This is a genomic window from Sodalis sp. (in: enterobacteria), from assembly GCF_047607725.1.
Classification (GTDB): Bacteria; Pseudomonadota; Gammaproteobacteria; order Enterobacterales; family Enterobacteriaceae; genus JBLKSS01.
The window spans coordinates 1-11,243 of sequence record NZ_JBLKSS010000053.1; the positions used below are offsets into that span (position 1 = coordinate 1).

Annotated in this window: 8 protein-coding genes and 6 pseudogenes; 4 read left to right on the forward strand and 10 right to left on the reverse strand. The window is 56.1% G+C overall.

Features of this window, described 5'->3' with window-relative positions; all coding sequences use genetic code 11:
• Nucleotides 1-159: 159 nt before the first annotated feature.
• The 8 genes and pseudogenes from ACMX3H_RS05715 to ACMX3H_RS05750 all read right to left on the reverse strand — a co-directional run.
• Nucleotides 160-384: pseudogene (locus ACMX3H_RS05715) on the reverse strand (IS21 family transposase); the annotation flags it as partial.
• Nucleotides 385-510: 126 nt separating this feature from the next.
• Complete coding sequence (locus ACMX3H_RS05720) at nt 511-1,086, reverse strand: enoyl-CoA hydratase-related protein (RefSeq protein ID WP_415210123.1); 576 nt, start codon at nt 1,084-1,086, stop codon at nt 511-513.
• A 202-nt stretch (nt 1,087-1,288) separates the two neighbouring features.
• Nucleotides 1,289-2,122, reverse strand: coding sequence for a transporter substrate-binding domain-containing protein (locus tag ACMX3H_RS05725; RefSeq protein WP_415210124.1), 834 nt, complete (start codon nt 2,120-2,122; stop codon nt 1,289-1,291).
• 2 nt (nt 2,123-2,124) lie between these two features.
• On the reverse strand, nt 2,125-2,499 hold the full coding sequence (locus tag ACMX3H_RS05730) for a LamB/YcsF family protein (protein ID WP_415210128.1): 375 nt from the start codon (nt 2,497-2,499) through the stop codon (nt 2,125-2,127).
• The gene (locus ACMX3H_RS05735) at nt 2,496-2,918 is read right to left on the reverse strand and encodes a LamB/YcsF family protein (protein WP_415210125.1); all 423 of its coding nucleotides are present in this window, start codon (nt 2,916-2,918) and stop codon (nt 2,496-2,498) included. Before ACMX3H_RS05735 ends, ACMX3H_RS05730 begins: the two co-directional genes overlap by 4 nt.
• 19 nt (nt 2,919-2,937) lie before the next feature.
• Nucleotides 2,938-3,153, reverse strand: a complete 216-nt coding sequence (locus ACMX3H_RS05740) for a hypothetical protein (RefSeq protein ID WP_415210126.1) — start codon at nt 3,151-3,153, stop codon at nt 2,938-2,940.
• Between the two features lie 28 nt (nt 3,154-3,181).
• Nucleotides 3,182-3,637, reverse strand: a pseudogene (locus ACMX3H_RS05745) (allophanate hydrolase); the annotation flags it as partial.
• A gap of 46 nt (nt 3,638-3,683) precedes the next feature.
• A pseudogene (locus ACMX3H_RS05750) lies at nt 3,684-3,737 on the reverse strand (hypothetical protein); the annotation flags it as partial.
• A 428-nt stretch (nt 3,738-4,165) separates the two neighbouring features.
• Between ACMX3H_RS05750 and ACMX3H_RS05755 the strand changes: the two are divergent.
• Nucleotides 4,166-4,636 (forward strand): annotated as a pseudogene (locus tag ACMX3H_RS05755) (S49 family peptidase); the annotation flags it as partial.
• A 624-nt stretch (nt 4,637-5,260) separates the two neighbouring features.
• Here ACMX3H_RS05755 and ACMX3H_RS05760 read toward each other — a convergent pair.
• Nucleotides 5,261-5,511, reverse strand: a pseudogene (locus ACMX3H_RS05760) (YciN family protein).
• Between the two features lie 419 nt (nt 5,512-5,930).
• Between ACMX3H_RS05760 and topA the strand changes: the two are divergent.
• The 3 genes and pseudogenes from topA to ACMX3H_RS05775 form a co-directional block, all read left to right on the forward strand.
• Complete coding sequence (gene topA, locus ACMX3H_RS05765) at nt 5,931-8,519, forward strand: type I DNA topoisomerase (RefSeq protein ID WP_415210127.1); 2,589 nt, start codon at nt 5,931-5,933, stop codon at nt 8,517-8,519.
• Between the two features lie 196 nt (nt 8,520-8,715).
• Nucleotides 8,716-9,690, forward strand: coding sequence for an HTH-type transcriptional regulator CysB (cysB, locus tag ACMX3H_RS05770; RefSeq protein ID WP_415210129.1), 975 nt, complete (start codon nt 8,716-8,718; stop codon nt 9,688-9,690).
• A 361-nt stretch (nt 9,691-10,051) separates the two neighbouring features.
• Nucleotides 10,052-11,086: pseudogene (locus ACMX3H_RS05775) on the forward strand (aconitase family protein); the annotation flags it as partial.
• A gap of 31 nt (nt 11,087-11,117) precedes the next feature.
• Here the strand turns inward: ACMX3H_RS05775 and ACMX3H_RS05780 are convergent.
• On the reverse strand, nt 11,118-11,243 hold a 126-nt coding region (locus tag ACMX3H_RS05780), incomplete at its 5' end, for a transposase domain-containing protein (RefSeq protein WP_415210130.1).

The following is an 11,243-nucleotide window of genomic DNA, read 5'->3' on the forward strand; positions in this document are numbered from 1 at the left end:
TAATTTTAAAATCCAGCGGAAAATTGGGACGACGTCTTGAGGGTTTTGGTGGGGTTTGTTTCATGAATTGCGCCCATTAAAAAAATAATGGACATCATCTTCAATAACTTGATGGGGAATTAACAGACGGCGCTGGGCGTAAGCTTACATATCAAGTCAGCTGGGTAAGGTCTTGATAGCTTTGCCGGATTTGCCGGGATAGAGCAGGCGGTCGAGGTCGACGGGGGACAGTTCCGCCGGCAATGGCCAGACCAGGTTAGCTACCGTTAATCGGCCGAGGATATCGTTCACTGTGGTACAGCCGATGCCGAGCGCTGCTGCGATGGTGTGATTCGAGCGATGCTGCTCAAATTTCATGCGTAATACATTGATATAGATGAACATTTATGTTTTCGCTTTCTTCTTTTTACGTGCCATGTCATACCCCCGGAAGCTAAAAGTCTCCAGAGTATGGCGGAACAGAAGATGAGCGATCGGACAGAATCGAAATCGCTGATCGAACGACCGGAATCAGTGATCGGACGTGACCGGAACCAGCACCAGTCCCATGGTCAGCGCTTCCTCAGCGCTATACTGCCGGTCGGTGAAAAAGATATCCCGCCCGCTGCTCGGGCCGACGATACGGTTCATGCGAATTTGGCCTTCGTAGCCGTAACCGAGTCCCAGGTGAACCGCCGGTATGGCGAAAACCGCATTGTCCGAGCACAGCCGGATATCGCAACTGGTGGCGAAATCCAGGCCGCCGCCGATGCAATAGCCGTGGATCATGGTGATGGTCGGTTTGGCGCAATAATAAACGGCGTTATAGGCGGACTCATTAATTTGATGGTAGTGATGATTCTGTTCGGCATTGCCGCGCACGGTGTCGAACGAGGAGATATTGGAGCCGGCGGTGAAGGCCCTTTCTCCCGCGCCGCGCACCACAACAACGCGAATGGCCGTATCCAGCTCGAAAGCGCGGATAATATCCGGTACCGCCTGCGCCATTGCCATGGAGATGGCATTATGCTTGCCGGGATCGTTAAAAGTTATCCAGCCTATCGGCCCCGTGGTCGACGCTAAGATGGTAGCGTTTTCTGTTGACATAGGTATGTTGTCTCATTGTATGACCGGTAGAATGTACGACGTAAAGAGGGCGCCGCGCGGGTTTCTCTCGCGGAAAATAATTGGCTGACCCTTATTTATTCGACGTTGACGGGCGGCCGTCGGTCCGCCCGCTAATAACGTTAAAACGTCCTGTTATTTCTCTTTTGCTGCACAAAAGAGGGGTGAAAGGATTAATTTACCCTTAGGGTAAAGGTTCAAAATTAATATCCGACATGGACTGGACTTTATCTTTGCGCGGTATGTCGTAAATTGTTCCCGGGCCAATCCATTTATTCCATATGCCGTTAAGTTTGCCTTCGTTTTCCAATTCGCTGAGGATGCTATTTATTTTCTCGTACAATTTGGGTTCGCCGTGGCGCATGCCGACGCTCACCTGCTTCAGCGCCATGGGTTCGGGGATCATGGCAAGTTTGATACCGCTTTCACCGGCTTTACTGATGAATTGTTTGGCGGTCATTTCATTATTGACGAAGCCGATGGTCTTACGCTGGATTGTGGCTAGATAGGCGGAGCCGGCATCTTGGAAAGTGACCGGAATGGCATTTTGCAGGCGCGTCGCCAGTTCGGAGGTGGAGCCTTTACTGGAGCCTATCCGTTTGCCTTTAAAATCCTTCAAGGTTTTATTGCCGTTCTCCGCCAGCACCACCAGCATTTCGCGGGTGATATAGTAAGGATTGCTAAATTGGATCTGCTCCCCCCGCGAGCGGGTATAGGCCAAATTCATGATGCCAATATCCACATGGCCGAGTTTGATTTCAGGCGCTTTGGCTTCCGTGGAGACCGGTTTAATCGCCACCTCGACCCCCAGCTTGTCGGCGATGGCGTGGCAAAGATCCACATCGTGGCCGACCTGTTGGCGGGTTTGCGGATCGGGGAAGCAGAAGGGCGGGGTGCTGACCTGTACGCCGCAAATCATTTTCTTATTGGCCAGAATGGTATCGAGCTGGTCGGCCTGGGTCAGCCGCGGCGCGGCGGCGGCAAGAAACAGCAGAGCGGTAACGGTGAGTAAACGCATGGTTAGACATCCTTCTGGCTGAGGGGGGATAATTGGGACAAGGGCAAGACCCGGCCGCCGAGCCGCTCGACTTCTTCCCGGATCGCGCGCGCCAGCGTCACCGCCTCGGCGTTGTCGCCGTGGACCAGGATGGAACGGGTGGGGATTTGGATGTCGTTACCGGCAATCGTGATGGCAGTGCCGTGGCGTAGGAACTGGCTGACGCGCGCCATGATCTGCTGTCTGTCGTGGATCACCGCCCCGGGGCGTTTTCTCGACACCAGCAAGCCTTCGGCGTCATAAGCGCGATCGGCGTGAAACACCGTCTCCACCTGGACGCCGCCGCATTTCGCCCCCGCATTGCGAATACAGGGGCTAATGGACGACTTAATAATCAGCGACGGGTTTTGAACGCGGCCACCACCGCCGCCAGCGGCGTGGCCCGCGCCTCGTCTTCCGCGACCATATTGCCCAGGGCGCCGTGGAAGCTCATCAGTTTGATGGGATGTCCTATCATCTCGGCCAGGCCGGAGATAGCGGCAAGCTGATACAGCACCAAATCGCACAGCTCCTGCGCCTCGATCTGCATGCGACGACGGCCGAAGCCCACCAGATCGGGAAAGTCGACGTGGGCGCCCGCGTCGATCCCCAGCGCTTTTGCCCGGATAAGGGTTGCGCGCCTGATACTCGGATCGCCGGCATGAAAACCGCAGGCGATATTGGCCGAGGAAATCAGCGACATCAGCGTTTCATCATCGCCCATTTTCCAACGGCCAAAGCCTTCGCCCAGATCGGCGTTGATATCTACTTCCAGCATGGTTAACTCCTTTAAAGCCTCAGGCGGGGGTACAGGATAAGCGTGCAATGGCCACCATCTCCCGCCCCCGCGTTAAGTAGCGCTCAACCTCGTCGAGCGCGGCAATCCCCTGTGCATAATCCACTTCGATAAAACGTACCGACCGGCCGATGGGGATCTGGCTCAGCCGCCAGAGATCGGCCTCTATCACCGCGCCGAATTTGGGATAGCCGCCCATCGGTTGGGCGTCGCGCATTTGGATAATCGGCTGGCCCGCCGTGCGGCACCTGTATCACGCCCGCGACGATGCCGTGCGAGCGCATCTCCAGCGGCCGCTCCGGCAACAACGGTGTGCCCGCCAGCCGATAGCCGTAGCGGTTGCTCTGGGAGGTAATTTTCCAGGGCTCGCGCCAAAAAGCATCGCGGCACGCCGGCGGGAACAGGGGATACTCCGCGGCGGGGATCACCCGCACCGCCGGCAGGCCATCGCACGTCAGCGGCATCGCCGTCGGCGACGGTTGAATGCCGAAGCCCCCCGGACCCGCGTCGGCGTCCGCCGCCAGCAGCAGTTGATCGCCCTGTTGCAGCGTCCGCCCCTCCAGACCGCCGAAGCCGCCGCGCAGCTGCGTGCTGCGCGAACCCAGCACCGGCGCGACCTGGATGCCGCCGGCGACGGTCAAATAGGCGTGCGCGCACCACCAGGGCAGCATCGGCGTATCGTCCAGCGTCCGCTCCGGCATCGGCGCCGGTGATGGCGAAGGTGCAGGCGCGGTGAAAGCGCCGCTGCAGCGGGAAGAAGGGAATCTCTATTCCGGCGGTGGTCGACGGATTGGTGAGCATCAGATTGCCGGCGCACAGCGCGGGCTTATCGTAAGCGCCCCGTGGAGGACGTCTTGAATTATTGGTGGGTTTGTTGTACGAGACAGTAAACCTACGTTACACGCTTATGCTCATTGCATTTTCACATTACATTGATTTTAATAACTTTTATTTCCATCCCGGTTTGAGTGATATGAAATTAGTGGTTCTGAAGTTTGTGATAGTGTCCATTAAAATTTAAGTGGACACTATCATCGCCGGATTATCCATGATCTGACAGCCGTCCCTTATAGGATGCGGGTTCACTAGGCATCGTAGTGGAACATATTTTTACCGGGCCATACAACAAACCCACCAATAATTCAAGACGTCCTCCACGGGGCGCTTACACCGGAATCAGTGATCGGGTGAAATCGGAATCAGTGATCGGACGTGACCGGAACCAGCACCCCTTCGCCATTATCGGCTCTATCGGCGTGGTTGCGTAGATCCCCAACTTCAACCGCTTATTAAAACGTAACGATATTGATATGGAGCTGCATACCGCCGGCGCCTACAAGCGGACACTGACGCTGTTTGGCGAAAATTCTCCCGCCGGGCGAGAAAAGTTCCAGCAGGAGTTGAATGAGACCCATCAGTTGTTCAAGACCTTTGTTCAGCGCATGCGTCACGCACTGGATGTCGACGCCGTCGCCACCGGCGAACATTGGTATGGCGAGCAGGCACAGCATTTGGGGCTGGTGGATGCTATCGGTACCAGCGACGATGTGCTTATTGAGCAATTGGTGCGCCATGAAGTGATAAGCGTGCGTTTTAGCCGGCCGAAACGCTGGATGAGCCGCTTTACCGACAGCGCCGCGTTGAGCCTGGAACAACGGCTTCTGCGCTATTGGCAGCGCTCGCACAAGCCGCTGCTGTAACCCGCGGGCGGAGGCAATCTTGATGCGCCGCCACGGTGTGGGTGATACAAGGGCGGATGGCCTAAGCCGTCGGGATAATGGCAGGTCCGCCGCGGTTTTTCTCCGTACCCCGATCAGGGCGGTGAGGCAAGGGCGGATAACCTAGGCCGTGGGCATAACACAGGCCAGCAGGGCCGCCGTAGGCAAAAACCGCTATGGTGACAATGGGGCCACAGCAGGGTATCGCCGCACCGAGGCGGCCTGGCTATGGGCCTGGTCCACCGGCGGGGAGTGGGAAATAACTTATTGCCCGCGAAGCGGTAATCCTTATGCCGGCTACCGCGCGCTTTCGTAACGAAAGCGGCGCGCCCGGCAGGTTGAGATACTGTCTAGTTTTAACGCGAGCCTTGAGCTCTAACGCGCGGACGACGGTCTGGGGCGATCCCCTCCTTGGCGTTTGTCGCCCTCAATTTCTGGCCAGGCGTGAGAGGCGACGTCCCGGCGGGGCTGAATTTTTCAGCCCGGTCTTTCGTTTGATAACGCGCGCCGGCGCGAGATTTAAGCCGCGTTGAATGTCGATGTCGGCCGGTCGGACCGAATGACGGACGTTCATTACGGCGTCGGCGGTGGCGGTGGTGCGGTATATCAGTCTACCAGATGATATTTTTCCGACAGGACGTGGGCGAGATGCTTGAACATATTAAAGACGGCTGTGGTTTTCTGCGTCGGTATTCCCTGCTCATCAAAAAAAATTCACCGCGAAAAACCAGCACCGGCCCTTTCTGTTCCACCTCGGTGGCCAGCATTCCGTGCATATAGTCTTCATGGTCGCGAATTATCCGGTTTGCTTCTTCTAACAGACTTTTTCTGTCGATAGCGATGGTGAAGCTGTGCATATTTGTCACTCCTGTGTTAACTCGTGCCCTATTGTAATACCCGGTTGTGTTTGTCGGCAAACCGACTAAGGTTTATTCGTTTAGTTTACGGTTTTGCTAATTGCGTAGCGGGTAAAACCATTTTTTCCCCCGCTTATTGGTTGCACCAGTTTTTTTATCATGTACAGTGTGGCCCTCCGCGCGTCGGGTGGTTATTTTGTTACCGATTAGCGGGAAAATAAGCAGCGATTGCCGGCGCTTATTATAAAAATAAGCTGATTAACAAGAAGTTGACCTACCGCTCTTCCGTCGGGTGAGCGCGACAAAAACAGGTTGATTTTTGGCGGCGCTGCCGCAATATAAAAAAAGAGGTATGCCCAGCCAGGGTCTGGCGCAAAAAACTTCTTATTGCAGAAGACATCACTCAGGTAAAGGTAAAAATGGGTAAAGCTCTCGTTATCGTTGAATCGCCGGCCAAAGCCAAAACGATTAATAAATATTTAGGCAAAGACTACGTGGTTAAGTCCAGCGTCGGTCACATCCGCGATTTGCCGACCAGCGGTTCAGCCAGTCAAAAGAGCGCCGACGCCAGTAAAAAGAAGAAAGGTAAACCGGACCCGCAGCACGCGTTGGTCAACCGGATGGGCATCGATCCTTACCATGGCTGGAAAGCGCAGTATGAGATTTTGCCCGGTAAAGAGAAAGTGGTGACCGAGCTAAAAGCGCTAGCGGAAAAAGCCGATCACATCTACCTCGCAACCGACCTTGACCGCGAAGGGGAGGCGATTGCCTGGCATCTGCGTGAAGTTATCGGCGGCGATGATAAGCGTTTTAGCCGAGTAGTGTTCAATGAAATTACCCGCAACGCGATAGCTCAGGCTTTTGAACAGCCGGGGGAGCTGAATATTGACCGGGTCAACGCCCAACAGGCGCGGCGGTTCATGGACCGTGTCGTTGGCTATATGGTCTCGCCCTTACTGTGGAAAAAAATCGCCCGTGGCCTGTCGGCTGGACGGGTTCAATCGGTGGCGGTCAGGCTGGTAGTGGAGCGCGAGCGGGAAATCAAAGCCTTTGTGCCTGAAGAGTATTGGGAACTGCACGCCGATCTGCAGACGGCGCAGGCGTCTCCCCTGGGGATGCAGGTAACGCATCAGCAGGAAAAACCTTTCAAGCCGGTAAATCAGCAGCAAATTCAGGCAGCGCTCGATGGGCTTGAAAATGCCGATTATGTGGTCAGCGATCGTGACGATAAGCCTACCAGCAGTAAACCGGGGGCCCCGTTCACTACCTCGACGCTGCAGCAGGCGGCCAACACCCGCCTGGGCTATGGCGTGAAGAAAACAATGATGTTGGCGCAGCGGCTGTATGAAGCCGGACATATTACTTATATGCGTACCGACTCCACCAATTTGAGTCAGGATGCGCTTAACATGGCGCGCGGCTATATCAGCGCATCATTCGGCAACCCGTATTTGCCGAAGCAGCCCAACGAATACGCCAGTAAAAACAACGCCCAGGAAGCGCATGAGGCGATCCGCCCCTCCGATGTCAATGCCTTGGCTGAGCAGTTGAAAGACATGGAAGCCGACGCGCAGAAACTGTATCAGCTGATCTGGCGTCAATTTGTCGTCTGTCAAATGACGCCGGCGCAATACGATTCCACGACGCTGACCGTGACCGCCGGCGAGTTTCAACTGCGCGCCCGCGGCCGTACCCTACGTTTTGATGGCTGGACCAAAGTGATGCCGGCGTTGCGCAAGGGCGACGAAGATCGGACCCTGCCGGCGGGGGAGGCAGGCGAGACGCTGACGCTTAGCAAGCTGCTGCCCAGCCAGCATTTCACCAAGCCGCCCGCCCGCTATAGCGAAGCCTCACTGGTGAAAGAGCTGGAAAAACGCGGCATCGGCCGGCCGTCGACGTATGTGTCGATCATCTCCACCATTCAGGATCGCGGCTATGTCCACGTGGAAAATCGTCGTTTTTACGCGGAGAAAATGGGCGAAATCGTTACCGATCGCTTAGAAGAGAACTTCCGCGAGCTGATGAATTACGATTTTACCGCCAACATGGAGGATACCCTCGATCAGGTGGCCGCCAATCAGCAGGAGTGGAAGAGCGTGCTTGACGCGTTTTTCGACAAATTTAGCCAGCAGTTGGAAAATGCCGAAAAAGATCCCGAAGACGGAGGCATGCGGCCCAATCAAATGGTGATGACCAGCATCGATTGCCCGGTCTGTGGCCGCAAGATGGGGATCCGTACCGCCAGCACCGGCGTGTTCCTGGGCTGTTCAGGCTACGTGCTGCCGCCGAAAGAGCGCTGCAAAAACACCATTAATCTGATCCCGGAAGCGGAAACCCTGAACGTGCTTGAGGGCGACGATGCGGAAACCAATGCGCTGCGCGCACGCCGCCGCTGCGGGAAATGCGGTACCGCCATGGACAGCTATGTCATCGACGGCCAGCGTAAACTCTACGTGTGCGGCAACAATCCGCTGTGCGACGGCTACGACATCGAACAAGGTGAGTTCCGTATCAAGGGCTACGACGGCCCGGTGGTGGAATGTGAAAAATGCGGCGCCGACATGCACTTGAAATTGGGGCGTTTTGGCAAATACATGGCCTGTACCAACGACGACTGTAAGAACACCCGCAAGATCCTGCGCAACGGTGATGTGGCGCCGCCGAAGGAAGATCCGGTGCCGCTGCCCGAGCTGCCTTGCGAGAAGTCGGACGCCTACTTTGTACTGCGTGACGGCGCGGCGGGGGTCTTTCTGGCCGCCAACACATTCCCGAAATCCCGTGAGACCCGCGCGCCGCTGGTGGCGGAGCTGGCCCGTTTCCGCGATCGCCTGCCGGAAAAGCTGCGCTATTTGGCCGATGCGCCCGTCGAGGATGACAAAGGCAATAGCACCCTAGTGTGTTTCAGCCGTAAAACCAAGCAACAATATGTCTCTTCGGAAAAGGACGGCAAGGCCACCGGCTGGACCGCTTTCTATATTGATGGTCAATGGCAGGTGACCAAAAAGTAAGGGCGTTGCCGTCACGAAGCCAACCTCGCGGTTGGCTTTTTTTTAATTGATAATTAAGTGATATTAAGTGTTTTTTATGATTAAATAATATTAGTCATAACCAACGCTTTTAAGCGCTTTCGCGGAACCTGGTGAGTCGCATGCTCGGCGGCATCTCGCCGTGCGTCAGGTTCAGGGTATTCGTCAGGACAAGCAAATGAAATTGCAGCAACTTCGATATATTGTGGAAGTGGTTAACCACAACCTGAATGTCTCTTCTACCGCCGAGGGGCTATACACCTCTCAGCCCGGCATCAGCAAGCAGGTGCGGATGCTTGAGGATGAACTCGGCGTGCAGATTTTCGCCCGCAGCGGCAAGCATCTGACCCAGGTCACCCCGGCGGGCCAGGAGATTATCCGTATCGCGCGCGAGGTGCTGTCCAAGGTCGATGCCATCAAGGCGGTGGCGGGGGAGCATACTTATCCCGATAAAGGATCGCTGTATGTGGCGACCACCCATACACAGGCGCGTTACGCCCTGCCGGACGTGATCAAAGGGTTTATCGAGCGCTACCCGCGGGTTTCACTGCATATGCATCAGGGCTCGCCGACCCAAATCGCCGAAGCGGTGTCAAAGGGCGTCGCGGATTTCGCCATTGCCACCGAGGCGCTGCATCTGTATGACGATCTGGTGATGCTGCCTTGTTATCATTGGAATCGAGCCATCGTGGTGCTGCCGGATCATCCCCTCGCCGGTCATAAATCGCTGACGATTGACGAGCTGGCGGCGTATCCGCTGGTGACCTATACCTTTGGTTTTACCGGCCGTTCCGAGCTGGATACCGCCTTCAATCGCGCCGGTCTGACGCCGCGTATCGTGTTCACCGCCACCGATGCGGATGTGATTAAAACTTACGTGCGCATGGGGCTGGGCGTTGGCGTCATCGCCAATATGGCGGTGAATACCCAAGCGGATCCGGATCTGGTCAAAATCAACGCCGACGATCTGTTTGCCCAGAGCACCACCAAGATTGGCTTTCGCCGTAGCACGTTCCTGCGCAGCTATATGTATGATTTTATTCATCGTTTCGCTCCACACCTCATCCGCGATGTGGTGGATATGGCGGTGGCGCTGCGTTCCAATGAAGACATCGAAGCGATGTTCAAGGACATCAAGTTACCGGTGAATTAACCGCACCCCTTGGCCCGCCCATCGTCATCGCCCCGGTTGGGCAGACGCGGCTTCAGGCCATGTCCCGTTGCCGGCCAGCCGCGCTAATGTCCTGGTTGGGTTTGCGGCGAATGGCCGCCGTGTCCGCCGTTATCGCCCTCGTGGCGGGAACGCTTGCGCCAGGGCCGCTATTGCCGCGGCGGGGGTGCTCGGCGGCCGTTCTGAGCGCCTGACGTGGCGGCATGGCTGCGCCCCATGGTTTTACCCAACGCAGCAATAATCCCTCGATGTTATGAAAACGTTGTCGGTTGTTTGTACTATCTTTAAATGATTACCTCAACCCGTATAGGGTTATGACAATAATGATTTAGTTGGAGGAGTTATGTCGTCATCAATTAAAGAAGCAATCAGGGACCAGCTCACCGCGCATCACAAAACCTACCATTTTTTCAATCTGGCGCTGGCGGCAGAACATATCGGGCCTATCGACAAACTGCCCAAATCCATGAAAGTGCTGCTGGAAAATCTGCGGCGTCACCAGGACGGCGTCATCGTCACCGAGGCGCATCTGCGCGAGGTCGTGGGCTGGCTGAAAACCGCCCATGCTGAGGGCGAAATCGCCTATCGCCCGGCACGGGTATTGATACAGGATTTTACCGGTGTGCCGGCGGTGCTGGACCTGGCGGCCATGTGTGAGGCGGTGAAACGGTTAGGGGGGAATGTCGACAAAGAGAATTCTCTCTCGCCGGTGGATCTGGTCATCGACCATTCAGTTACCCTGGACGCCTACGGCAGCGAAGAGGCGTAGGCAGAAAATAATCACTTGGAAATGTCGCGTAATCTGGAGCGTTACACCTTCCTGCGCTGGGGGCAAAATGCGTTTAGCAGGTTTCGCGTGGTGCCGCCGGAAAACGGTATCTGTCATCAGGTCAATTTGGAATACCTCGCCAAGACCGTGTGGCATGAAGAGCAGAATGGGCAAGAGATCGCCTATCCGGATACGCTGGTCGGCACCGACTCCCATACCACCATGGTCAACGGGCTAGGGGTGTTGGGTTGGGGCGTCGGCGGGATTGAGGCAGAGGCGGCCATGCTCGGCCAGCCGGTATCGATGCTGATTCCAGACGTGGTGGGATTTAAATTAACAGGTAAGCTCAATGAGGGCATTAGCGCGACCGATTTGGTGCTGACCGTGACGCAAATGCTGCGTCAGCATGGCGTGGTCGGCAAATTTGTCGAATTTTATGGCGCCGGACTGGATGTACTGCCGCTGGCGGATCGGGCGACCATCGCCAATATGGCGCCGGAATATGGCGCGACCGGCGGCTTCTTTCCAGTGGATGCCATAACGCTTGACTATCTACGCCTGACCGGGCGCAGTGAAGAGCAGATCGCGCTGGTGGAGGCCTACTGCAAACGTAAGCGTACGCCCAACGCCGTATTGACAGTTATTCAGCAGGGATGGTGAGGTTCCACGGCAGGAGCTCTTTGATTTTGTTGATGGGATGATCCGCGATAATCGCCAGCACATGGCGCAGATACGCTTCCGGCTCCACGCCGTTCAGTTTGCAACT